This window comes from Acinetobacter sp. YH01006 (assembly GCF_013420445.1).
Taxonomy (GTDB): domain Bacteria; phylum Pseudomonadota; class Gammaproteobacteria; order Pseudomonadales; family Moraxellaceae; genus Acinetobacter; species Acinetobacter pseudolwoffii.
On the sequence record NZ_VOYB01000008.1, the window covers coordinates 41,075 to 65,136 of the forward strand.

Below are 24,062 nucleotides of genomic sequence, written 5' to 3' on the forward strand. Positions count from 1 at the left end.
AAATCCAATCAGGCAGACTCAGGAATATCAGCACAAAACAAAGAGAAATTTAAAATGGCTCAAGTGATCATCGTTCATGGTTATACTGCAAGCCCTGAAGAAAACTGGTTTCCATGGATTCAGGAAAAAGCCCAACAGGAAAATGTCAGCTTAAAAGTACTGCGACTTGACCCATCGACCACACCCAAGCTGGAGGTGTGGGACCAGCAAATGCGTGAGCAGATTGAGGGGATTGATGAAGACAGTATTTTTATCGGGCATAGCCTGGGAACTGTGGCTGTATTGCATTACTTATCCAGAGAATTAAAACAGCAAAAGATTCAGCAATTGGTATTGATCGCAGGATTTAATGGCCGCTTGGGTCGTTTAGATGAAGTAAACCCATTTATTGATGCCGCTGAGATCGATTTTGATCTGCTTAAACAGCAGGTGGCAGAACGTGTGGTGATTTATTCTGAAGGCGATGATCGGGTGGAGCCTGAATTTAGCCTGGAACAGGCAGACAGTCTGGATGCGATTGTGGTGAGTGCCAAGCATCAGGGACATTTTATCGATTCAGAAGGCTGTACCGACCTGCCAGAACTCTGGAAAGTGATTGAGCCTTATCTGATTAAAGCTGAATCTTAAGCAGGTTGTTGGATTCGTTCAATTTGCAAATTGAGTCTGAGATGGGATGCAAAAAGTTACTTGAATTTCATCTTCAGACTGTTTAATAGTATTTTTTGCCAAAGCACTTTGTGCTCAATTATAATAAGTAAAACACGATGAAAAATATAATCAACAAAGTCTATATCGTGCCTGATTATCAGGCCACCTCAAATGACCATTGGTATCCGTGGCTGAGTCGCCAACTCAAAAATGTCGGTGTTGATTCAAAACGGATTATGCTGGCCAATCCTTTTCAGCCTGATCTAGAAGAATGGCAGCAGAATCTGAAACTGCATATTCCACATCTGGATGAGCATACGTTTTTAGTTGCCCATGGCCTGAGTGGACTCAGTGTTTTAAGTTTTTTACAGCAACATTATCTCCAGCAGCACCGCAAGATCGGCGGGGTCATTCTGGTTTCAGCTTTCGATACACCGCTGGTGGCCTGGTCGGAACTGAATAAAATGCTGCAGGCGACACGACTGGATCTGAACAACCTGCCGTATAGCTATAAACGCGCGGTCATGCTGATCTCCAGTAATGATCCTTTTGTACCTGCACCGGTTTCCTTGCGCTTGGCCCACAGCTTAAATGCTCAAATTTTTGAGATTAAAAAAGCCGGACATTTTAACAAATGTGATGGATTTACCGAATTTCCTCAATTGCTCGAAATCATGAAACTGTGTCTGGCAAATGAGCCGCAAAATGCTGCAAACCTTTAAGCAGAAGATCAGGTTCAATCCTCGGCTGATACGGCTCAAGATGCTGGGCAAACACTGGAGCATCTCCACCGGTTAGTACCAGCTGTGCCGGAAAATCATGCAGCACTTTTTCAATGGTGCTGAGCAGACCGAGCAGAATGCCATGATGTACTGCATCGATGGTATTGCGTCCGGGATTGAGCTCAGAAAATGCGGCATCCGGAATTTTAATGCCTTTGGTATTCTGAATTAGTGCATCACGTTGCAAATATAAATTTGGCAGAATAAAACCGCCTAAATGTTGTTGTCCTTGAATCAGGTCAATGGTCAGCGCTGTACCACAACTAATCACACAATAATTCTCATGAGGCTGGGTCGCGACAGCAAGTACCTGTAGCCAGCGGTCAATCCCCAGTTGTGCGGGTTCATCATAGCCACAAATCAGGCCAGCATATTGGGCCTGCACCTGAGCAAAAATCACTGGAATATGCAGACCATCTAATATACTAAGAATGCGCTCATTATTGGTTTTGTCCTGAACCGAAGACAATCCGACCTGATCCAGATCCAGCGTTTTAAAGTGCTGGATCAGGCCAAGTAACAAATCGGCAGGGGATTGTAAATGTAATTCCGCTGCATGTTCAATGATCTGATCTTGTTCGGTAATCCAGTATTTGAGTCGGGTATTGCCAATATCTAGCCATAGTTTCTTCATGGATTATGCCTGTTCAAGGATTATTTTTGAGCCGTAATTGACCTTGGTAAAAGATGTGGACACCTGTTTCAGTTGCGATTTTAACAGCGCCATCATCCTGAATACCCAGAAATTTTCCTGAATATTGCCCTTGCAGATCGGTAAATTCAACCCTCTCTTGGATAAAAGCGGCATGTCGATTGAAACGACCAGACAGATTCTGGCTGCCATAACTAAACCATTGTCCGGCTTGCTGAATCGCCAGATACAGTTCTGCAATCAGCTGAATGCGTGAACCCGGATGCAGGCCCAACTCATTCAATGAGGTCACTTGCTGCTCGGGAACCTCAGCAGACATTGGGCTGAGGTTGATCCCGACCCCGACCACCACTTGCGTAGGTGAAATTGGTTCTACCAGAATGCCGCCCCATTTGCCTTTGACGCTATACAGGTCATTCGGCCATTTTACTTGCAAGTCCAGCCCTTGTAGACTGGGCATTTGCAGGATATTTAACGCAATTTCCAGAGCCAAACGGCCATCGATGGGTTTTTGTGTATGCAGCAATGTGCTTAAATAGATATTCCCTTCAGGTGAAATCCACTGACGCTGGCGCTGTCCACGGCCTTGGGTCTGCACATGGCTACAGACCAGAACCTGCTGTACCCCCTTGGTTGCCAATTCCCGCACATCGTCATTGGTCGATGTGGTAATCGGTTTGATGAGCAATACTTCCGGAAGCTGGCCTGCATCGCTTAATCGTTGTTGCAGTTCACGAGTTTCTACATCCATTTGAATCTAAACGTGGTAAATATCGTTATGGAGTTAATCATATATTTATTGATTGGTGCAATTGCAGGATTTACAGCTGGCCTGTTTGGGGTTGGTGGTGGTTTGATTATTGTGCCGATTCTGTACATTGTTTTTACCCAGCTCCAGTACGATCCCAGCGTGATTATGCACATGGCGGTGGGGACTTCTCTGGCTACCATTATTGTCACCTCGATCAGTTCTGTCATGGCGCATCATCAAAGAGGTGCCGTGTTGTGGTCGGTATTTCGTAATCTGGCACCCGGCTTGATTATTGGTTCCTTCCTGGGCGCAGGGATTGCTGACTATTTATCTGGTCAAGGCTTGCAGCTGTTGATCGGGTTCTTTGCAGTCTGGGTGGCGTTTAGAATGTTTAAAGGCGCCAATGTTCAGGTCGATCCGAATAAAAAATTGCCTTCAACCCCGGTACAACTCGCTGCGGGCGGTGGGATTGGTGTGGCATCGGCGATCTTTGGGATTGGTGGCGGTAGTCTGACAGTCCCGTTTTTGAATCGCTGTGGCATCGTGATGCAAAAAGCCGTGGCGACCTCTGCGGCTTGTGGATTGCCGATTGCCGTGGCAGGCGCACTAGGCTTTATCTGGTTTGGTCAACAGGCCCAGGTCACAGTACCAAATACGATTGGCTATATCCATATTTATGCCTTTATTGGCATCAGTATGATGAGTTTTTTTACCGCCAAACTCGGTGCAAAAGTGGCACATTTACTTTCACCTGCGGTACTGAAAAAATGTTTTGCGGCTTTACTGACCACCGTCGGCCTGTATTTTATTTATCAAGGTTTTATAGCCTGATTTAATTTTTTAGGTTGAACTGATGTATCACCTAAGGAGAATGGTTCACTATTCTCCTTTTTTATGAACTTGAGTTGGCTGTAGAGACACAAGATTGTCTGACAATGTCACAGTATTCATCGAAAAAATTCTATCTAATAGCAATATAGCCCAAATCATGGGCTGAACCAGTATCCATAAAAATAAAGACAGGAACGGTATGCCATTAGAACAAGCACACAGTTTGTCTGAGCAGATTGCCAAACACATTAGCGAACAGATTATTCGCGGCGAATTGGTCGAAGGCGAACGTATACAGGAACTCAGGATTGCCTCGGAGCTGGATGTCAGTCGAGGGTCAGTTCGTGAAGCCCTGCTGTTGCTGGAACGCACCCAGCTGATTGAAATTTATCCGCGTCGCGGTGCCATTGTCTCGGAAATGTCAGCCTTGCAGGTGCGGGCCTTATTTGATATTACCTCTTTATTGCTGGGGCAGATGGTGCATCGTATGGCTGAAACCTGGCGGAGTCATGAAGCCGAGCGCATTCAGCTATTATTAGAACAATTAGAAGCAGAAACTCGCCAAGGACATACAGAAAAGTTTTATGATCTGATCTTTCAGGGCATGGCCCAGCAACATGAGATGGTCGGAAATCCCTATCTGATGCGCTACTATCAGGAACTGTTACCTTGCTTGCGGCGTAGCTATTTCCTGACCCTGAATATTTCCAGACGCGAGTTACAGGAATCTTTCGACTTATTTAAACTGGTCACTGAAGCAATTCTGATACGAAAAACCCATCAGGCCGCTTTATTTATGGAAGATTTTTGTCGACACTTACGTAACCTTGTGTTGGAATCTCTGACACGGATGAAACAAATTGAACTCGCGTGGGCCAGACGCTCACGACGTTAAATCAGGACATTATGCGTTTAAGCAGTTTAAAACTTTCAGGCTTTAAATCTTTTGCCGACAGTACCACTTTACATTTTAAAGATAACCGTACTGCAGTCGTGGGACCGAACGGGTGTGGTAAATCTAACGTCATTGATGCCATACGCTGGGTCATGGGCGAGTCCAGTGCGCGCCAGCTGCGTGGTGGCAGCATGCAGGACGTGATTTTTACCGGAACTGCCAAGCGTAAACCGGTGGGCATGGCCAGTGTAGAACTGCGCTTTGACAATACCTATGGCAAACTGGGCGGTGCTTATAATGCCTATAATGAACTGGCAGTCCGCCGTCAGGTCAACCGCGATGGCAAGTCTGAATATTTCCTGAATGGCAGCAAATGCCGGCGTCGTGACATTACCGATATTTTTCTGGGCACCGGTCTGGGGCCACGTTCTTACGCGATTATTGAACAGGGCATGATCAACCGTCTGGTCGATGCCAAGCCGGATGAAATGCGGGTCTATATTGAAGAAGCTGCCGGGGTTTCGCGTTATCAGGCACGGCGCCGTGAAACCATGCTGCATCTGGATCACACCACGCAAAACCTGTCGCGTCTGGAAGATATTGCCTCTGAACTTAAATCTCAGTTAAAAACCCTGAAACGTCAGGCTGAAAGCGCGATTCAATATAAGCAACTGGAAGCACAGATTCGTAGCATCAAGATCGAAATCCTGTCTTTCCAATGTGAACAAAGCCAGCGCTTGCAAGAAGAATATACCGTGGAGATGAATACTCTCGGAGATAATTTTAAGCTGGTACGTTCCGAGCTGACTACGGTTGAACATGATTTAGGAAGTACCAGTGAACTGTTTCAGCGTCTGATTCAGCAATCGACACCTTTGCAAAGTGAATGGCAACAGGCCGAGAAAAAACTGGCCGAACTGGAAATGACCTTGCAGCAAAAACAGTCTTTGCTCGAGCAAAATTCCACCAGTCTGGTCAAGCTGGAACAGCAAAAAGCCCAGACCAAAGAGCGTTTGCAATTGATTGAACTGCAACTCGATACCTTGCAGCAGCAAGCTGAAGATCAGCAAACACAATTGCAGCAGCAAGATGGAGAGAATCAGGCGCAGAGCCAAAATCTGGCTGATCTCAAATCACAACATACAACAGTCGCGGCACAATTTGCCCAAATCAAAACTCAGGTCGAACAGCAGCAGCAGCGTAAATTACAAATGTTGGCTCAAAGCGAGCAACTGGCCAAGAATATTGAGCGGATTGAACAGCAAAAACAGACCGTACAGCAACAGAGCATACAGATTCAGCATCAAGCGCAACAAGATGAGCTAGAGCAATATCAACAAGACAAGACTGAGATCGAACAGCAGCTATTCACATGTGAAGCGCAACGCACTGTATTGCAAGATCAATTGGCTCAAGTTCAGACCGAGCAGGCAGAACAGCAGCAGTGCTTGATGCAGTTAAAATCTGAAATTCAGGTGCTGCATTCAGAACAGAACAACCTCAGTCAATTGCTGACCAAAGCCAATCCACATGCCAAGGCCGATGCACTACAGCTAATGCATGTACTTAAGCTCAACGATGCAGGCAAAGACCATGCAAAGCTGATCGAAAAGTTTCTGGCAAAATGGCTGTCTGCCCAGATTCTGGCAGAGGGTGAAAACTTTCTTGAAGATCGGGCGCGTCAGTTAAAGCCATATACTGTGCAAGATGAAATTCAGATTGCCAATACGGTGTGTCTGGCCGACTGGATTGAATCTCCACAGTATTCACTGTGGCAGCAGGTTGCAGTTGTAGATTCATTAGCGCAAGCCTTGAAACTTCAAACTGGGCTTTTGCAAGGTCAGACCCTACTCAGTCTGGATGGCTATCAGGTTGGGCCTGATTGGGTGATTGCGCTGGATTATGATGAATCGAGCCAAGCCGCTCAGGGCGCATTGAGTCATCGTATCCGTCTGGAGGAAATCGAGCTTCAGTTATCAGCACTGAATACCCAACTTAGTCAGGCTGAAGAGCAACTGCCTGAACTGAATCTTCGGATGAAGGAGTTAAAAACCCAGATTCAAACGATCAGTGAGCAGTACAAGCACACACAAAAGCAACTGCAACAACTCGATGTCAATATTGCCAAAGTTCAAAGTAGTGCTCAGGCTTTCGCATTACATAAGCAGCAATTACAGCATCAGCTGCAACAACTCGATGAGCAGCTAGAAGAAGATGCCATGCAGAAAGACGATCTGGAAATTGATCTGCATGCTCTGAATATTAAGCTGGAACAAGCGCTACCAAATTATAAAACCCTGCAATTCCAGCTGGAAGCATTGAGCACTCAGTTAGATGACTCGCAGCAGCTTAGCCAGCAAGCGCAGCAGGAACTGGAACTGCTGCGCCGTCAAAGCGTACAGAGTCAGCAGCAGATTGAATTGCTGGAAAAAGATCAGGTATTTTTAATAGAACAGTATCAACAAATTAATCTACAAATCGAGCAAGCCAAGAAATTTGTCGATCCGGTACAGCTAGAATTGCCTGCTTTACAGAGCCAGTTTAATGAACAGGCGCAGATCACTGAAAAGCTGCAAAAAACCTGGGCCGACTGGCAGATCGAATTAAATCAGGTGCAGAGCAAACAGCAGCAATTAACTGAACAGCGTCACAGTTTCCAGCAGCAGGATGAAAAACTGCGTACAGCACTGGAAGCCAAACGTCTGGCCTGGCAGGCAGCCAAATCTGATTTGCAGCATTATTCAGAACAATTAAAAGAACTGAATCATGAAGTCATCAGCGGTTTAACTATTGATGTCAAAACCCATCAGGCGAAACTGGAAAAAGCTCAGGCGCAGTTCGATAAGCTCGGTGCAGTGAATCTGGCGGCTTCTGAAGAATATGAAGAAGTCTCGAAACGCTATGAGGAACTGAGCCACCAGATGCAGGATCTGGAAAATACTGTGGAACAGCTACAAGCTGCGATGAAAAGTATTGATCAGGAAACCCGCAAACTGTTTATGCACACTTTTGATCAAGTCAATGCCGAACTGCAAAACCTGTTCCCGAAAGTATTTGAAGGGGGCGAGGCGAGTTTAAGTCTTGAAGATGGATGGCAATCGGGTGTAAAACTGATGGCCCGACCACCGGGTAAACGTAATAGCTCCTTGGCATTACTCTCCGGTGGGGAGAAGGCTTTAACTGCATTGGCACTGGTATTCGCGATTTTTCGCTTAAATCCGGCACCTTTTTGTGTACTGGATGAAGTCGATGCACCACTAGATGATGCCAATGTGGGACGTTTTTGTAATTTAGTCAAAGAGCTTTCTGAACACGTGCAATTTATTTATATTACCCATAACAAACTTGCAATGATGATGGCGACTGATCTTTTAGGTGTAACCATGCCTGAACCGGGAACCTCAAAATTAGTGACAGTAAATTTGGAACAGGCAAAAGAATACGGCTTAGCTGCGGAGGTATAATATGGAAATCACCACCATTATCGGGATTGTTATTGCAATTATCATCATGCTGTTGGGCATTAGAATGCTGCTCAAAAAACCTGTAGAGGCAGTCCCTTCACTGGATGCTAACCTGCATATCGATCCGGATAGCCAGACCCCTGTCATTCCTCGGCATGTACGATCGCAACTGGCAAAGCAGAACGCAGATCCGGCACAACGTATAGAGCCGAGCCTGAGCGTAGAAGAAAAGGCTCCTGAAAAACCTTCGGCATTTCGCAAGCCTGAACCGACCTTGGCTGAGCCAGCAGTGCTTGAGACAGCTGCAGCGGTCGAGCCGAGTCCAATGACCGAAGCTGAAGTGGTGGCAAGCTCTGCAACTACAGAACCAGCCGAAACATCACTGGAGCAAAAGCCGGCCGAAGTAGAACCGGAAAATAACCAGCCTGAAAATAAAGATACAGCTACCGAATTTAGTCTGAACAGCAACATCGAAAAAGCAGAAATTTCTGAATTTAATGATGAAAGCAGTATTCTGGATGCCCATCTGCATGAGCAAAAAATAGTGGATGAAGAAAGTGCGTTATCCAGTGCTGAAACCATTATTTCTCTGCATATCTATCCGCAAGGCCGTGTACTTTCAGGTGATAAAACCCTGAAAGTCTTACTCAAATATGGTCTGCGTTATGGCGAACTGGCCTGTTTCCACCGTTATAGTGAAGATGATTCAAAACTGCTATTTTCGGTACTGCAAATGACCGATACGGGTATGGAAGGCTTTGATCTGGAAACATTGTCGACTCAGGAAGTCAAAGGTCTGGCTTTCTTCCTGGCTTTACCGCATAGCGATGTACAAAATGCCTTTGATACCATGGACAGTATTTCACGTCTGATTGCCCGTGAAGTCGATGGTCTGGTCTATGATCAGAACCAGCAGGAATTTACCCCACAATTACGCGAATTCTGGCGCCATCAAGCGATTGATTATCGTGCCGGTCAACCGACAGAAGTTTAAGCGCTTTTGTTCAATCTCCAAGTTGAATCTGGAGACTGCAATTTTTATAATAGCCAAAAGCTGAATATTCTACAGGGCGGATTTTCCGCCCTTTTTTATGGTGAAATTATGACCCAAGATGCCACTGTCATTGCGCAAATGCGTCAACTGATTCAACTGCTTGCCAAGCATAACCATGCTTATTATGTGATGGATCAACCGAGCATTGAAGACAGTGAATATGATCAGTTCTTTCATCAGCTCAAAGCCCTAGAACAACAATATCCCGATCTGATCCAGTCCGATAGCCCGACCGATAAAGTCGGTGGGCAAGCACTTTCAAAATTTGTCACCGTTACGCATGCTGTTCCGATGCTGTCATTAGGCAATGTCTTTCATCAGGACGACCTGTTTGCTTTTGCCCGCCGTATTGAAGAACGTTTACCGAATCAAGAAATTGAATATGATGTTGAACTGAAATTTGACGGACTGGCCATTTCCCTGTGGTATGAGCATGGTGTCTTGACCCGTGGTGTGACCCGCGGTGATGGGGAAACCGGTGAAGACATTACCCAGAATGTCCGAACCATTCGCAATCTGCCGAAACTTTTATCATCAGTGAATGGCATCATTCCCGATTTGTTAGAAGTACGCGGCGAAGTGTTGATGCCGAAATCCGGCTTTGAAAAACTGAATGCCGCCAATGCAGCCAAAGGTGAAAAGACCTTTGCCAATCCACGTAATGCGGCGGCAGGCAGTTTGCGTCAGCTGGATCCGAATATTGCCGCATTACGGCCACTGGCTTTTTATGCTTATGGAATTGCACAATGCGTACCGCATCATGGGCAAGGCACAATGTCTGCCAGTCTGGAATGGTTACATCAGTTCGGTTTTGCGGTTGGCGAGCGTCACTTTATCTGTGACAGTATCCAGGACGTGCAAAAAGTCTATGAACAGATTATTCAGGAACGTGCCAGCCTCAGTGTAGAAATTGATGGCATGGTGATTAAAGTCAATGACCTGAAACAGCAGCAGCAACTCGGTTTTCTGAGCCGGGAGCCGCGTTGGGCCACCGCTTATAAATTCCCCGCAGTTGCAGCCTTGACCACGGTTGAAAATATTAACTGGCAGGTGGGACGTACTGGTACATTAACGCCAGTGGCGCGTTTGAATCCGGTCGCGGTCGGCGGCGTGACTGTTTCTAATGTGACCTTGCATAATATTGGTGAAATTCACCGTCTCGATGTACGGATTGGCGATACCGTCAGTGTTTACCGAAGTGGCGATGTAATTCCTAAAGTGGAAAAAGTCTGGCCGGAATTCCGCCCGATGGATGCCGTTGAAGTGCATTTACCTGAGCAATGCCCAGTCTGTGATTCACCGGTGGTGATGCCGGAAGGCGAAGCCTTGGCGCGTTGTTCGGGTGGGCTGTATTGTGCAGCGCAGCGTATTGAGGCGATTCGTCACTTTGTTTCACGTAAAGCCATGGATATTGAGGGTCTGGGGGATCGCTGGGCAGAATCTTTGCTGCATCTAAATCTGCTGAAAGATGTCTCGGATATTTATCACCTGCATGAACATCGTGAGCAGCTACTACAGATTGAAAAAATGGGTGAAAAATCTGTTCAGAATTTAATAGATTCTATTGAGAACAGTAAGAAAACCACACTGGCCGCTTTTATTTATGCACTCGGTATTCGTGGCGTGGGTGAAACTACAGCGCGCATGCTGGCCAATAATTTCCAGACCTTGGATGCATTACGTGAGGCAGATCTGGAAGCATTAAAGAAAACTCCAGATGTAGGTGATATCACTGCGGAATGGATTCTGGATTTCTTCCAGGCACCACATAACCTGGAAGTTCTGGATCGTTTACTGGCTGCCGGTATTCACTGGGATGCACCGATTGCACCGACCCGTCAGCCGTTAAACTGCGAAAGCTGGGTGGTCACCGGGACTTTAAGCAGTATGGGACGAGATGATGCAACCCAGTTATTGCAAGCCTTAGGTGCACGAGTCAGTGGCAGTGTGTCCAGTAAAACCAAATGTGTGGTTGCGGGTGAAAAAGCGGGTTCTAAGCTCGATAAAGCAGAAAAACTCGGTGTACCTGTGATCAATGAAGCGCAATTTATTGCTTTGATGAAAGAGCATGGGCAAATCGAAGACTAATCAGTTCTAAACAATGACTCAAATAAAAAAGACACCGAGGATGATGAATCTTCAGGTGTCTTTTTTATTGCTAGTTCAAAACTATAGGTGAATGAGAGGGGGAGGATAGACAAATACAAGGACAGGTTCGGCAATGTGAGTTGAATTCACGTACAATATCGATTCATTTGCAGGTATAGATCCTGCCTTATTGATTCTGTTCTCCCGTTGATGATTGGCATACACATGGCTCAAGCAAAGAAATCTTTTCCGCAACAAAAATCGGAATTACATGCACGAAATCTGCATTGTAGTCGTTACGATTTTCCTCAGTTAATCCAGAGTTGTCCGGAACTTGCCCCTTTTGTCAGCCCGAATCAATATAACGATCTTTCAGTCAACTTTTCTGATCCTCAAGCTGTGAAAATGCTCAATAAAGCATTGCTCAAGCATTTTTATGGTATTCAATATTGGGATATTCCTCAAGATTATCTTTGCCCACCTATTCCGGGTAGAGCCGACTATATTCACTATTTAGCGGACTTGTTGAGTGATAGCAATAAAGGTCAGATTCCAACAGGACACGCCGTTCACGTATTAGATATTGGGGTGGGCGCGAACTGTATTTATCCGATTATTGGTCATCGTAGTTATGGTTGGAAATTTGTTGGCTCAGACATTCATCCTGCATCGGTAAAAAGTGCTCAATTTATTGTGGAGGCAAATCCAAATCTCAGGAAGGGGATTCAGATTCGATTGCAAAAGACACCGAGCAATATTTTCAAAGGTGTGATTAAACCTTCAGATCGTTTTGATTTGACCCTGTGTAACCCACCATTTCATGCTTCGCAAGATGAAGCAAATGCCACAGCAACGCAAAAAATACGCAAACTTGGTAAACCGGTTGATCGGTCTAAAGTGGTGTTAAACTTTGGCGGACAAAAGAACGAGCTGTGGTGTGACGGTGGAGAAGAACGCTTTGTTTGCCAGATGGTACAAGAGAGCACACAGTTTGCTGAGCAATGTCTTTGGTTTAGTACACTGGTTTCTAAGAAAACCACATTGCCTATGCTGTTAAATACCTTGCGTAAGTGCGGTGCAGTGGAGGTAAAAACCATTAAAATGACGCAGGGGCAAAAAGAGAGTCGTTTTGTGGCTTGGACTTTTCTAGATGCAAAGCAACAGCAAGCGTGGAAAAATGCGCGTTGGACTTCTGCTTAGCTTGTTTTTAGGCAGGAATAGTGAGCTTGTGGGCGTATAAGTCGGTGTAGTAGCTCAAATTTAATCTGACAGACACAATAAAAAAATCGGTAACTGTCAGATCAGGTTTGAGCAAGTACGATTAAGGAATATATTTTTTCACCACACCATCATCTAGTAATTGCTGGAAGTGCTCGACCAGACTCTCTTTCACCGGACGATATTCCAGACCGAGTTCATCCTTACTTTTTTGTGCATTAAAGAAAATTGGATAACCCATATTCAGTTCTACAAATTTGCGGCTAAAACCTGCTACAGGCCCGAACAGTTTAAAGGCTGCTTTGGGCAGTTGATTGCGTGGGAACGGAAACTTATTGCCGAAATGTGCCCGTAGAATTTGGCCCATTTCCAGCAGACTTAAGCTTTCACTACAAATGATATAACGGCCATGCGCTTGCGGATTAAATGCAGCACGGATATGCGCTTCAGCGACATCCTGAACATCGACCACGCCATTCCACATCGGTGGAACGCCAAGCAGCATCATGCCGTTGGCAAATTGCTGCAAGACTTCGACACTGCCCGACTGAGTAGTTGGTGTTAGGGATTGACCAAAGACTAGCGCTGGATTGATACAGACCAGATCCCAGCGATCTTGTGCTTCAGCCATTTCCCAGGCTTTACGCTCTGCCATGACTTTGGAATAAGGATAAGGCTGATGCGTGGCCGAACTGGTGGTATTCCAGCATGATTCATCAAAACTGTTATGTTCAGTTTGTAGAATATCAATGGCATCGCCATAGGTAGATGCGATACTCGATGTGACGATCACACGTTTTACGGATGCGGTCTGATTGACACTATTCAATACATTTTCAGTGCCTAACACCGCAGGTTCAATAATATCTTTGACTGCATCTTTATAGTTGGTGACCACAAAAGGTGAGGCCATATGAAAGACAATTTCACAACCTTGCATGGCCTGATCAAAAGAACCCGGGCTTAATAAATTGGCTTGAAATAACTTGAGAGTTCCCGGAGTGCTGTCGGCAATTTTTTCTAAATGGGCAAAGCTTTTACTTTTATTCAGGTCACGTACCGTGGCATGTACGGTATAGCCTTGCGTGAGTAATTTCTGGATAACCCAGCTGGCAATATAACCCGATGCACCGGTAACCAGAACAGGCGCTGTAGTGTATAGATGTGTCATAGTTAAACCATTGTTGTTTTAAATTTGTCTGCATCATAAGCGAAATTTATGCATTAAGTACGCCAATACGGTGATGTTTATACAAAAACTATTAATCTGACTGATCTTCATGAATATTTACAAATTTTAACCTGAACATTCTTTGGTGTATTTAGCTGTAGAGCCGAGCGCCGTAAAAATGCAAAGTATTGTTTTATAAATGGGATTTGATTCAGAACGAAGTGTAAATGCAAGTACTTCTCATTTTAATTATATAAAAATCAAATATTTAACATAGTTAAGCTTTGCAAATCTGAATGCTTTTCTCCATAATAGCAGCATAAAGGTAGGGAGTAATTCAAATGCGCGGTAATCCAGAAGTCGTAGATTATTTAAATATGTTGATCGGTGGCGAACTGGCTGCTCGTGACCAATACTTGATTCACTCTCGGATGTATGAAGATTGGGGTTTAACCAAAATCTTTGAACGTATCGACCACGAAATGCAGGAAGAAGCCCAGCATGCGGATGCGATTATCCGCCGTGTATTGTTCCTTGAAGGTACACCGAACATGCAACGCGATGACGTTGAGATTGGTGAAGATGTCGTGAGCTGCCTGAAAGCCGATCTGAAACTTGAATATCATGTGCGGGAAAAACTGGCACAAGGCATCAAGCTGTGCGAAGAAAAAGGTGACTATATCACCCGTGATATGCTGCGCCAGCAAATGTCAGATACTGAAGAAGACCATACCTACTGGTTAGAAAAACAGTTGCGTTTAATTGAACTGATTGGCTTGCAAAATTATATTCAATCACAGATGTAAAATCGGATTGAGAAAAAACCCAGCATATGCTGGGTTTTTTTTATATGTTGTAAATAGTTAGTTGTTATTACTCATAATTCCAATTTTTTTGACATCCAGACGCTGTGCAGAAGCCATGACCATCGCAATATGTTTATACTCGGTGGCACGATCCGCTTTGATTTTAATCTGATCCTGATCTGCTTTTCTGGCCACTGTTTGAAACAGAATTTCTAGAGCCTGAGGGCTTTCTACGGGCTGTTCATTCCAGAACATTTTGCCTTGTGCATCCAGACGTAATTCCACCAGCTCAGGCGGTTTTTCATCGGTCACAGGTGGCGTTCCGTTGGGCAGATCGATATTAATAGAATTATTTGGTAATGGAATCGTGATAATAAACATAATCAGCAAGACCAGCATGACATCAATCAGTGGCGTCATGTTGACATCCAACATCACATCATCATCTTGATTCGAACCCACATTCATACCCATAAACTTAATCCTTCTTCACTTTTAAGGTGTAGCGGGAGGTGTCGTGACAAAAGCAATTTTGCCAATACCGGCTTGTTGGGTGGTACTAATCACCTGATCAATCGCCTCATAAGGGGTTAACTGATCGCCGCGGATATGTACTTCAGGCTGAGGTGTCTTTTGCGCTTCAGCCTGTAAGCGGCTCAGTAAAACGGATTTATCTGCAATATAAATTTCGTTCCAGAAAATATCTCCAGTTTTATTGACGGCCAGCTGAACATTGTCTGGCTTGGTTTCATAGGGCACATTTCTTTCTTCAGGTAGATCGACAGGGACGGTATGAATTGCAACCGGCACAGTAATCAGGAAGATAATGAGCAGAACCAGCATAATATCAACCAGAGGTGTGGTATTAATGGTTCCAATTACCTCATCATCGCTGTCGTTTGAATTGACCATCATTCCCATGGCTGATGCCTCACTCTTACTTTACGTCACGATTAACAGAATTATTGGTCGTGATTTCACCGCTGAGTAATACTGCGTGCAAATCAGAACCAAAAGTACGCACTTCTTCCATGACCGCTTTATTACGGCGAGTCAACCAGTTGTAACCGAGTACTGCCGGTACTGCGACTGCCAGACCGATTGCAGTCATGATCAGGGCTTCACCTACCGGGCCAGCAACTTTATCGATTGATGCCTGACCTGAAACACCAATGGCAGTCAGTGCATGGTAGATCCCCCAAACTGTACCAAACAGGCCAACAAAGGGTGCAGTCGAACCGACTGTCGCAAGGAAGGCCAGACCGCCACTCAGATGGTTCTGAATTTTGTCGATTGCACGCGAAATCGAAATGGTGACCCAGGTATTGAAATCGATACGCTCAAGTAAATTACCACCATGATTTTTGGTTGAATTGATGCCTTTTTCCGCAATAAAACGGTAGACGCTGGCTTCGTCCAGGTTTTCGGTCGCATTATCCAGAGAAGAAGATTCCCAGAAGGTATTTTCAGCTTGTTTGGCCTGTTTGCGTATTTTGCCTTGTTGCAGGCATTTGCTGATCATGATGTACCAGGTACCGATCGACATGACAACCAAAATAAAGAGGGTGATTTTAGAAACGATATCACCTTCTTTCCACATGGCTTCTAAACCATAAGGATTATACGCAGGCTCTTCGGCTACGGGTTCAGCCGGAAGTGGTGGCGGAGTAGGTGTTGCAGGTGTTGCGGGTGTTGTAGCCGTTGTTTCAGTGGTTGCACTCGTATTTGGAGTAGCGGACTGTTCTGCAAAAACAGCTTGCAAAGGTAATAAGGCGCTTATGGCAATCACACCAGCAGCAGTCATATTTTTTAAAGGTTTTAGTGATTTTTTCATCATAGATCTCCTGATTTTTTTCTTTATCTGTTGTATCTGTTAGTCAAGGACAAATTCATAGGGAATGTCATACCAAGATTCTTGCGGCTCACCATTTTTCATGGCCGGCTTAAAGGTACATAAACTGAATGCCTTAGATGCTGCACGATCCAGTGAGCGACTACCGCTCGAACTTTTTACTTTGGCATCTTTGACCTTACCGTCGGTATTTACATAGACAGAGATCAGGACTTCACCTTGTTCTTCATTCATGAGTGCATCGCGTGGATAGTCAGGACGTTTACAACCTACTTCACCTTGTGCCACACCGCGAGTTACACCAGCGGGTGGAGGAGTTGGTGCTGGAGCAGCTGCGACGACTGGAGCCGGTGCTGCCACGGGACTTGGCGAAGGACTGGCGGCAACAGGTGTAGGTACTGCAACAGTCGTTGCTTGTGTGGGTGTAGCAAGCATTTTCTGTACAGGAACCACTTTTTCAACCGGTTTTAGCTCAGGCACTTGTGCCACTTTTTCCACTATTTTCGGTGGTTCTGGCGGGGTTTCTTTTGGTGGTTCAGGTTCAGGTAGCTTAATATCCTGGATAATCATCAGCTCAACCGGCTGTTCGGCCGGTTTAATAATGTCTTTTGCCATACCCGCCATGAGTACCAGGCCAACCAGGATATGCAAAAAAACCACCACCCCAATACCCGTCAGTTTCTTGGCGGAGTTTTTTTCTAAGTCTTCAAACTTTGTGCCCATCATGACTCCTAGAATTTAAGACAAACAGGAAATAGTGCACTGATGAGAAAATTGTTTTTGGTTACAGGCAGCATTATTTTTTTGTTCGACTAAAATTAAACGGGGAAAACTGCAAACACCGCTTGGCAGCAGTGTTTGCGAAAAGATTAATTAAAAGAATTTATAGGTACCACGTAAGAAGTAGGTACGGCCCATTGGGTCACCATGACGAGGATCATAGCCGTATTGGGCATTATTGGTTGCATCAGAAGCAGGTGGTTCTGCATCAAACATGTTACGGATACCAGCAGTTAGCTCCAGATTTTTGAATCCGTTATAGGTTCCTGCAAAGTTATAAAGCGTATAAGCACTTACATCACGTTCTTGTGAAAAGTCTTCATAACCACGGATATATTGTTGTTCTAGTCTCATTTTCCAGTTTTCATAAGACCAGTTAATATTGGCAATATGTCTCCAGCGAACGACTGCAGGATCATCATAGATGCCCACCAAACCTTTCCATGAGCCACCCGGTTCTTCTTGCTCATCCATTTTGATGACATAGGTCCCATCAATGCCGAAACCGAAGCGGCCGGTCGCTGTCATTGGGGTTAAATAATTCAGGCTAAGGTCAATCCCTTCAGTTTTTAAGCCACCCATATTTTGTAAGGTGGTGTTTAAATACTGAATACGGCCATCTGGTGCATAAACGATCAGGTTGCCATAGCGATCAAGATCATTAAAAATATCATTAGGTGTAACTGAGCTAACTAGACCTTCAATATCGATATTGTAGTAATCGGCAGTGAAGACCAGATTCTTGATCGGTTCATACACGAAACCGGCTGTAAAAGAGGTTGATTCTTCTGGCTGTAAGTCCGGATTACCCCCCTGTTTACGCTTGAACTGCATGCCACATTGATCGGAAAACTCGATGTTGTTTGGTGTGCCGTCTGCATTACAAAAACGCGGGTTATTAAAGTTGGTGCTGGTATTGGTTTCACTTTGTAAGGAGTTAATTTCCCACATACTTGGTGCACGGAATCCGGTGCTATAAGAGCTACGGAACATCAGTTCTTTCATTGGTTCCCAGCGTAGAGATACTTTTGGATTAAAAGTGTCACCAAAGTCACTATAGTCATCATAACGCGCCGCAAGTTGAGCTTCTAAGCTCGGCAGGATCGGAATATGTAATTCTGTAAATACTGCAGTGATATCACGATCACCTTGGCTTGAAGGCTTGTCCGGATCAATACCGCTTCCTGGAACCTGGCGAACCAGATCTGCATTGACCTTGGCTTCCCAGTCCTGGGTGGTAAAGCTTCCGCCCAAGGCAAAGCCAACTTCACCCGCAGGTAGTTCGTAGATTGGACGACTGACAGTGAAATCTACGGTGGTGGAATCCAGGCTAGCCATATTGGTCGCGCCTGCTACATCAAAGGTCGACCATTTTCCAGCATCTGCAGCTGCCTGAGGACCAAATGGATTTAAGGTGCCATCATTAAGCGCAGCCTGAACCTGACTCTGGTTCAGATAACCACTGACGAAATTGTCAGTTGCTTCACTTTTGGCATAAGTTACGCCACCATTTACATCCCAACCTAAAACCTCACCTTCGATTCCTGCAAAGAACCGGTTTGATTCATTCACTGATTGAGAAACGCGGTTACCTGACTGTGAACGTAAAAAAAGTGGGACTCTTGTATCTGTAAGACCAGCAATGCCTGGCGTAATACCTTGGCCCGGGTAATATTTGCTGGTATCTGGAATAGAAAGGGTTCCAGCCCATACATCTGGGGCAATTGAAGTGGTCACTTCACTTTCGGTATAAATATATTCAGCAACTGCATTTAATGAATCGGTGAGTTTAAATGTACCTTTGGCTAAAGCAGAAAAGGTTTCTTCATCTGGAGTAATGCCAATGAGTGCTTGAGTATTTAACAGGCAGCGACTCCCTGAGATGAACATATTTGGAGCATTATTACAGTTCTGATTAATATAAGGGTTAACTATGCCTAGAGTTGAGGATTGCAAGTTAGCAGGAAAGCCCGAACCGGAACCAATTGACATGTTGAGTTCAGGAATCAAGCCACCACGACGGCTGACTTTACGGTCTTTGGCCATAATCATATCGGAAGTACGATAGTCGATTACACCATAAACGTTAAATCCCTGTTCGTCCAAATCCCCATAACCACCGAAAATCGAAACATCATACTTGTCGCCATTTTTTTCTTCCGGTGCTTGCAGTCCGCCCGAAATACCAAAACCTTGGTATTCTTTTTTGATAATAAAGTTAATTACCCCGGCAATTGCATCTGCACCATATACCGCAGAAGCACCATCACGCAGGATCTCGATACGGTCAACCATCGCCAGTGGAATGATATTCAGGTTAACTTCAGAGGTACTGAAAGGGCTATTTGCTAAACGACGGCCATTTAATAAAACTAGAGTCTTATCGGTACCAATACCACGCAGGTTGGCAGCTGAACCCGAAGTATTACTTTTACCGATATTTTGGGAAACAGCGAAGCCGGCTTGGTTAGCACTGACTTTATTAATGGCTTCTTCAACCGTGGTGACCCCCTGATTCACCAGATCTTCAACTTTCAGTACAGTAATTGGTGATGCGCTTTGTGCTGCAACCCCTTTAATCGACGACCCCGTCACTGTCACTTTCTGAACTTTGGTCGGTTGTGCCGCAGAATTTTCTGCTTCATCTGCTGCATGTGCTAAAGAAAAACACATCATACTTAAGGTAAGCGTACTTAACTTGAGTATTGTCTTGCCAACTGTTGGAGCCCCCATAGATCCGACCAATTTGTTTTTTTTCATCGTAATTTTCACCCTTTTGTTATGTGAAGTAGTGCTGGGAGGACTTAAGCAAAGCGAATGCCAACTTATAAATTATTAACTTTAAAAAACATTAAGTGATTGAAAGAATTATATTTAATTTGGTTTTTTTAGAGATTTACTAAATTCTGATGAAGAAATATTAAGAGAGTAGGGTTTAAAATCTGAAGAAAGTCTCTATAGGAAACCATGAGAAAGTAAAAAATAAATATTTAATGAATAAGAATGGAATCTAAAACTGAAAGGGAAATTGAATAAAGTTTAATCATGGTGCATGATTTTTACATAAAATATACAATAATTTAATAAGATAATAACTATATATTTCATTTGCTTATGTATGTATTTTCTTGGGTTGAAGTAGTGGGAGGATGCAATAATATGAAACAGGTCTGGTTTATTTTTGTGCAGACTAGGCTTGGAGCTAGATTTTAAGAATAAATATTAAATTAATGATTCATGGAAAATATTATGTTATTGATAATGTTTTAAATGATTAATAAAAATAAGCTTTTTTGAGTTAATAACAGGAAAAAGTCGTTATTTTTCGAGGATGGCATGAAATTCGCTTTGTTCAGTTTATTCCATCTGTCCAGCTTTGACCCATCCATTGAAGCAAATATGGGATGATGTATTTAAAACTTCCTATAGCAATAAAACTTCAAGATAAAGAATAGGTACAAATTTGAAATCAGCACTTTTTAGCATGACGATTTTGGCCTTGGCTATGAGCTCGGGGCAAACTGCCTGGGCAAAATCATCTGCACATCCGGATAAAGTTTTAAACCTGGCTTTCGAAGCGCCTGATGATGGTTTTGATATGGTCAAAACCTATAATTTTTATAGTGGTAGCGTGGCTGAGGCCATTTTTGAGCCTTTGTTGCGTTATGACTATCTGGCCCGGCCTGCAATTTTGGCCCCAAATACCGCCGAGTCTTTACCCGTGGTTGAACAGGATGGCAAAGTTTATACTTTTAAAATCAAGCCAGGAATTTATTTCAGTCCGGATCCGGCCTTTCAGGGCAAGAAGCGTGAACTGGTCGCCCGGGATTATATTTATTCCATGCAAAGGGTGATGGATCCAAAAAATCATTCACCTTCTTTTTCCTTTATTGAAGGCAAAATTCTTGGCGCAGATCAAGTCATTCAGCAGGCCAAAAAAACGGGTAAATTTAACTATGATGCTCCGATTGCCGGTTTAAAAGCTCTAGATAAATATACCTTACAAATTACCTTGACCCGTTCAGACCTGAATTTTCCTTACATTCTGGCCTATGTTGCTTTTAGTGGTACCGCACGGGAAGCGATCGAACATTATGGTCATCGGGCAGGTCAGCATCCGGTTGGAACAGGGGCGTATCAGTTACACAAATATGTGCCGCGTAGCCGTATTGAACTGACTGCCAACCCGAATTATCGCGGTTTTGTCTGGAACTTTAAGGGCGATGGTTCCGAATGGGATCAACGTCTGGTGAAAGAAATGAGCGGCAAAAAAATGCCGCAAATTGGGATGGTCAAGGTCAGTATTATTGAAGAAGAACAATCGCGCTGGCTGGCGCTGAAATCGGGTCAACTGGATTATGACCGGCTCACTGCAAGCGGTGCCGAACAGGCCCTGGTCAATAAACAGCTCAAAAACGAATACAAGCAAAAAGGCATTTTACATTATCCAAATAAAGACGCAGAAATCACTTATACCATCATGAATATGCGCGATCCTGTGGTCGGTGGAAATTCACTAGAAAAAACCGCTCTGCGTCGGGCAATCGCCTTGTCTTATAACCAGAATGAAGCCATTAAACAGCTGTATAAGGGACATGCAGATAAAGCTGAAATGACCATTCCCGAAGGCGTGAATGGGCATAATCCAGCTTATAAAAATAGTATTGCCTATAATCCGCTCTTGGCCAACAAGCTGCTCGACCGTTTCGGTTATAAAAAAGGTGCAGATGGCTATCGGACTTTGCCTGATGGCAAACCTTTGACACTGAAAATGAACTCGACCAGTTCCAGCTCTTCAGTGATTGCAGCCGAATTATGGAAAAAAAATCTGGATGCAGTTGGTCTACGTATTGAATTTAAAATCAGCAATTTCGCCGACAACCTGAAAGAAGCCACGCAATGTAAACATATGCTGTGGGGCGGTGCCTGGATTGCAGATTATCCGGAGGGTGAAAATTTTGCTCAACTCTTATATGGCCCAAATGCACAGCAGGGCAACCTGAGCTGCTATACCTCAAAAGCCTATGATGCTCTGTATCAGGCTGCTATGAAACTGCCACCAGATCAGCGTACGCCCTATTATGAAAAAATGAACCGGCAAATCGAAGCCGATAATCCCTGGATTTTACACAATACCCGGGTGCGTAACTGGCTGATTCACCCTCAGGTTCAAGGCTTTAAGGCACATCCAATCATGAACTCCGTTTGGCAATATCTCGATATTGAACCAGTCAAAAAATAAACCTATTTAGATGAAGAGTATGATGAAGGGAAATTTATCAAAGCAATTCAAGCAACTGACAGGTAGTGTTCTGCTGGGAAGTTTGCTCTGTTCGGGGATCGTTTCTGCATGGGCCGTTAATCCTGCAGATCCTAACAAGGTGATTCGGGATGTTTTTCCGGTGGCAGAAACCGGATTTGATCCCGCCGCCACGCACGATGCCTATTCAGCCCGGGTTAATAGCGCGATTTTTGAAAACCTGTTTAGCTATGACTATCTGGCAACCCCAGCCAAGCTGGTTCCTAATACCGCGGTTGCCATGCCAGAAGTCAGTGCAGATGGTCTCACCTATACCATCAAAATCAAAAAAGGCATTTACTTCGCCGATGATCCCGTTTTTAAAGGTCAGAAACGTGAACTGACGGCTTATGATTATGCCTATTCATTAAAACGTCTGATCGATCCCAACTTGCATTCACCAAATAGCTGGTTGCTGGATGGCCGGATTAAAGGGCTGGAAGCATGGGTCGCCTTAGGCAAAAAGAATGGCAAAGTCTATGAAAACCCCTTTGAAGGCATTCAAACGCCAGACCGTTATACCCTGATTCTGAAACTGACCCAACCGGATCAAAACTTTCCGATGTTACTGGCACATGGCCCAGCAGCTGCAGTTGCCCGTGAAGTTATTGAAAAGTACCGTAATAAAGCAGGCTTTGCGATGGACAAACCAGTCGGTACAGGCCCTTATTTATTGTCACGCTGGACTCCGGGTTCACGCATTATTTTAAAAGCCAGTCCGAACTACCGGAGTTTTGTCTGGAATTTTAAAGCCAGTAGCAGCGAAGACCAGCCCATTGTGGATGCATTGCAAGGCAAAAAAATGCCGCAAATTGGCACGATTGATATCCGGGTCATTGAAGAAGCCCAGTCACGCTGGTTGGCCTTTAATAAAAATGAACTGGACATGACTGAAATCGACGGCGACATGGTGGTTCAGGCGCTTGAAAATGGGCTACTCAAACCCTCCTTAAAACAAAAAGGGGTTCAGTTATCTAGGATTACCGATCCGCTGATTGGCTACCATTACTGGAATATGCAGAATCCTGTGGTCGGTGGGTTCAGCAAGGAAAAAATTGCGCTACGTCGTGCCATGGCCATGGCTTACTCTACCGACAATATGATCAGTGTCTTGCTCAAGGGCGATGCCAATAAGTTACAGATGCCGGTACCACCCGGAGTGGTTGGTTATTCACCGGATTATAAAAGCAGTATTCCCTATTCGGTCAAGGCGGCCAATATGCTGCTTGACCGTTATCAATACAAAGTCGGGGCCGATGGTTGGCGCAGACAACCCGATGGTAAGCCTTTAGAGATTGAACTGATTGTCGGTAATACCAGTCGTGGTCAGCAACAGGCAGAATTCTGGAAAAAAGCCCTGGACAATATTCAGATCAAGATGGTCAGCAAAGCCATGCCATTTGCCGAGGCGATCAAGCTGGAAAAACAGTGTAAGACCATGTTTAAAAGCTCGGCCTGGATTGCTGACTATCCGGATGCCGACAACTTCATGCAGCTTTTTTATGGCAAAAATGTCAATGTCACCAACAATGCCTGCTTCAAACATCCTGAATTTGACCGCCTGTATGAGCAAACCCAAAGTATGCCAGCCAGTCCTGAACGTGATGCAATCTATCGCAAAATGTCTCGGATTCTGGAAGTCAATATGTCGGTACTGATGCTATATAGCACCTATCGTAATGTCTTGTCGCAACCTCGGGTCATTGGTTATAAAAACCATCCGATTCTGTCTTCAGAGTGGATGTACATCGATATTGATAGCAAAAAGTAA

Annotated in this window: 19 protein-coding genes; 11 read left to right on the forward strand and 8 right to left on the reverse strand. The window is 44.5% G+C overall.

The window, feature by feature from the left end; genetic code table 11:
* The first annotated feature begins 54 nt into the window (after positions 1–54).
* On the forward strand, positions 55–627 hold the full coding sequence (locus tag FTT73_RS08640; protein WP_005095930.1) for an alpha/beta hydrolase: 573 nt from the start codon (positions 55–57) through the stop codon (positions 625–627).
* A 137-nt stretch (positions 628–764) separates the two neighbouring features.
* A complete protein-coding gene (locus FTT73_RS08645; protein ID WP_180050605.1) occupies positions 765–1,370 on the forward strand; it encodes an alpha/beta hydrolase in 606 nt (201 codons plus the stop codon).
* Here the strand turns inward: FTT73_RS08645 and FTT73_RS08650 are convergent.
* Positions 1,321–2,064 carry a type III pantothenate kinase gene (locus FTT73_RS08650; protein ID WP_180040317.1) on the reverse strand — a complete coding sequence of 248 codons (744 nt, stop codon included), beginning with the start codon at positions 2,062–2,064 and terminating at the stop codon, positions 1,321–1,323. The genes FTT73_RS08645 and FTT73_RS08650 overlap by 50 nt on opposite strands.
* Before the next feature lie 13 nt (positions 2,065–2,077).
* Complete coding sequence (locus FTT73_RS08655) at positions 2,078–2,833, reverse strand: biotin--[acetyl-CoA-carboxylase] ligase (RefSeq protein ID WP_100355526.1); 756 nt, start codon at positions 2,831–2,833, stop codon at positions 2,078–2,080.
* 27 nt (positions 2,834–2,860) lie between these two features.
* Here FTT73_RS08655 and FTT73_RS08660 point away from each other — a divergent pair, with 27 nt between their 5' ends.
* The 6 genes from FTT73_RS08660 (at position 2,861) to rlmF (ending at position 12,365) form a co-directional block, all read left to right on the forward strand.
* Entirely contained in the window at positions 2,861–3,664 is an 804-nt protein-coding gene (locus FTT73_RS08660; protein ID WP_100355525.1) for a sulfite exporter TauE/SafE family protein, read from the forward strand.
* A gap of 199 nt (positions 3,665–3,863) precedes the next feature.
* A complete protein-coding gene (locus FTT73_RS08665; RefSeq protein ID WP_005095938.1) occupies positions 3,864–4,559 on the forward strand; it encodes a GntR family transcriptional regulator in 696 nt (231 codons plus the stop codon).
* 11 nt (positions 4,560–4,570) lie between these two features.
* A complete protein-coding gene (gene smc / locus FTT73_RS08670; RefSeq protein ID WP_180191306.1) occupies positions 4,571–8,023 on the forward strand; it encodes a chromosome segregation protein SMC in 3,453 nt (1,150 codons plus the stop codon).
* 1 nt (position 8,024) lies between these two features.
* Positions 8,025–9,017, forward strand: coding sequence for a cell division protein ZipA C-terminal FtsZ-binding domain-containing protein (locus tag FTT73_RS08675; protein ID WP_180050599.1), 993 nt, complete (start codon positions 8,025–8,027; stop codon positions 9,015–9,017).
* Between the two features lie 108 nt (positions 9,018–9,125).
* Positions 9,126–11,165, forward strand: a complete 2,040-nt coding sequence (gene ligA, locus FTT73_RS08680; RefSeq protein WP_180191290.1) for an NAD-dependent DNA ligase LigA — start codon at positions 9,126–9,128, stop codon at positions 11,163–11,165.
* 225 nt (positions 11,166–11,390) lie between these two features.
* Complete coding sequence (rlmF, locus tag FTT73_RS08685; RefSeq protein WP_180078491.1) at positions 11,391–12,365, forward strand: 23S rRNA (adenine(1618)-N(6))-methyltransferase RlmF; 975 nt, start codon at positions 11,391–11,393, stop codon at positions 12,363–12,365.
* A gap of 121 nt (positions 12,366–12,486) precedes the next feature.
* On the opposite strand, the gene FTT73_RS08690 is transcribed toward rlmF, so the two are convergent.
* Positions 12,487–13,554, reverse strand: coding sequence for an aldehyde reductase (locus tag FTT73_RS08690; RefSeq protein WP_180191291.1), 1,068 nt, complete (start codon positions 13,552–13,554; stop codon positions 12,487–12,489).
* A gap of 341 nt (positions 13,555–13,895) precedes the next feature.
* Here FTT73_RS08690 and bfr point away from each other — a divergent pair, with 341 nt between their 5' ends.
* Positions 13,896–14,360 carry a bacterioferritin gene (gene bfr, locus FTT73_RS08695; protein WP_005095949.1) on the forward strand — a complete coding sequence of 155 codons (465 nt, stop codon included), beginning with the start codon at positions 13,896–13,898 and terminating at the stop codon, positions 14,358–14,360.
* Between the two features lie 57 nt (positions 14,361–14,417).
* Here bfr and FTT73_RS08700 read toward each other — a convergent pair whose 3' ends face one another.
* The 5 genes from FTT73_RS08700 to FTT73_RS08720 form a co-directional block, all read right to left on the reverse strand.
* A complete protein-coding gene (locus FTT73_RS08700) occupies positions 14,418–14,834 on the reverse strand; it encodes a biopolymer transporter ExbD (RefSeq protein WP_159516617.1) in 417 nt (138 codons plus the stop codon).
* Positions 14,835–14,855: 21 nt separating this feature from the next.
* The gene (locus FTT73_RS08705) at positions 14,856–15,281 is read right to left on the reverse strand and encodes a biopolymer transporter ExbD (protein WP_159138568.1); all 426 of its coding nucleotides are present in this window, start codon (positions 15,279–15,281) and stop codon (positions 14,856–14,858) included.
* Between the two features lie 16 nt (positions 15,282–15,297).
* On the reverse strand, positions 15,298–16,197 hold the full coding sequence (locus tag FTT73_RS08710) for a MotA/TolQ/ExbB proton channel family protein (RefSeq protein ID WP_159516618.1): 900 nt from the start codon (positions 16,195–16,197) through the stop codon (positions 15,298–15,300).
* A gap of 36 nt (positions 16,198–16,233) precedes the next feature.
* Complete coding sequence (locus FTT73_RS08715; protein WP_180050581.1) at positions 16,234–16,935, reverse strand: energy transducer TonB; 702 nt, start codon at positions 16,933–16,935, stop codon at positions 16,234–16,236.
* A gap of 150 nt (positions 16,936–17,085) precedes the next feature.
* Positions 17,086–19,752 carry a TonB-dependent receptor gene (locus FTT73_RS08720; protein WP_180078496.1) on the reverse strand — a complete coding sequence of 889 codons (2,667 nt, stop codon included), beginning with the start codon at positions 19,750–19,752 and terminating at the stop codon, positions 17,086–17,088.
* A gap of 724 nt (positions 19,753–20,476) precedes the next feature.
* Between FTT73_RS08720 and FTT73_RS08725 the strand changes: the two genes are divergently transcribed.
* Both FTT73_RS08725 and FTT73_RS08730 read left to right on the forward strand, forming a co-directional pair.
* On the forward strand, positions 20,477–22,234 hold the full coding sequence (locus FTT73_RS08725) for an ABC transporter substrate-binding protein (protein ID WP_180078498.1): 1,758 nt from the start codon (positions 20,477–20,479) through the stop codon (positions 22,232–22,234).
* Between the two features lie 22 nt (positions 22,235–22,256).
* The gene (locus tag FTT73_RS08730) at positions 22,257–24,062 is read left to right on the forward strand and encodes an ABC transporter substrate-binding protein (RefSeq protein WP_180191307.1); all 1,806 of its coding nucleotides are present in this window, start codon (positions 22,257–22,259) and stop codon (positions 24,060–24,062) included.

Bases quoted from the DNA above. Each gene is read 5' to 3' on its own strand.
- FTT73_RS08640 (WP_005095930.1), top strand. From the start codon at position 55: ATGGCTCAAGTGATCATCGTTCATGGTTATACTGCAAGCCCTGAAGAA.
- FTT73_RS08645 (WP_180050605.1), top strand. From the start codon at position 765: ATGAAAAATATAATCAACAAAGTCTATATCGTGCCTGATTATCAGGCC.
- FTT73_RS08650 (WP_180040317.1), bottom strand. From the start codon at position 2,064: ATGAAGAAACTATGGCTAGATATTGGCAATACCCGACTCAAATACTGG.
- FTT73_RS08655 (WP_100355526.1), bottom strand. From the start codon at position 2,833: ATGGATGTAGAAACTCGTGAACTGCAACAACGATTAAGCGATGCAGGC.
- FTT73_RS08660 (WP_100355525.1), top strand. From the start codon at position 2,861: ATGGAGTTAATCATATATTTATTGATTGGTGCAATTGCAGGATTTACA.
- FTT73_RS08665 (WP_005095938.1), top strand. From the start codon at position 3,864: ATGCCATTAGAACAAGCACACAGTTTGTCTGAGCAGATTGCCAAACAC.
- smc (WP_180191306.1), top strand. From the start codon at position 4,571: ATGCGTTTAAGCAGTTTAAAACTTTCAGGCTTTAAATCTTTTGCCGAC.
- FTT73_RS08675 (WP_180050599.1), top strand. From the start codon at position 8,025: ATGGAAATCACCACCATTATCGGGATTGTTATTGCAATTATCATCATG.
- ligA (WP_180191290.1), top strand. From the start codon at position 9,126: ATGACCCAAGATGCCACTGTCATTGCGCAAATGCGTCAACTGATTCAA.
- rlmF (WP_180078491.1), top strand. From the start codon at position 11,391: ATGGCTCAAGCAAAGAAATCTTTTCCGCAACAAAAATCGGAATTACAT.
- FTT73_RS08690 (WP_180191291.1), bottom strand. From the start codon at position 13,554: ATGACACATCTATACACTACAGCGCCTGTTCTGGTTACCGGTGCATCG.
- bfr (WP_005095949.1), top strand. From the start codon at position 13,896: ATGCGCGGTAATCCAGAAGTCGTAGATTATTTAAATATGTTGATCGGT.
- FTT73_RS08700 (WP_159516617.1), bottom strand. From the start codon at position 14,834: ATGGGTATGAATGTGGGTTCGAATCAAGATGATGATGTGATGTTGGAT.
- FTT73_RS08705 (WP_159138568.1), bottom strand. From the start codon at position 15,281: ATGGGAATGATGGTCAATTCAAACGACAGCGATGATGAGGTAATTGGA.
- FTT73_RS08710 (WP_159516618.1), bottom strand. From the start codon at position 16,197: ATGATGAAAAAATCACTAAAACCTTTAAAAAATATGACTGCTGCTGGT.
- FTT73_RS08715 (WP_180050581.1), bottom strand. From the start codon at position 16,935: ATGGGCACAAAGTTTGAAGACTTAGAAAAAAACTCCGCCAAGAAACTG.
- FTT73_RS08720 (WP_180078496.1), bottom strand. From the start codon at position 19,752: ATGAAAAAAAACAAATTGGTCGGATCTATGGGGGCTCCAACAGTTGGC.
- FTT73_RS08725 (WP_180078498.1), top strand. From the start codon at position 20,477: ATGACGATTTTGGCCTTGGCTATGAGCTCGGGGCAAACTGCCTGGGCA.
- FTT73_RS08730 (WP_180191307.1), top strand. From the start codon at position 22,257: ATGAAGGGAAATTTATCAAAGCAATTCAAGCAACTGACAGGTAGTGTT.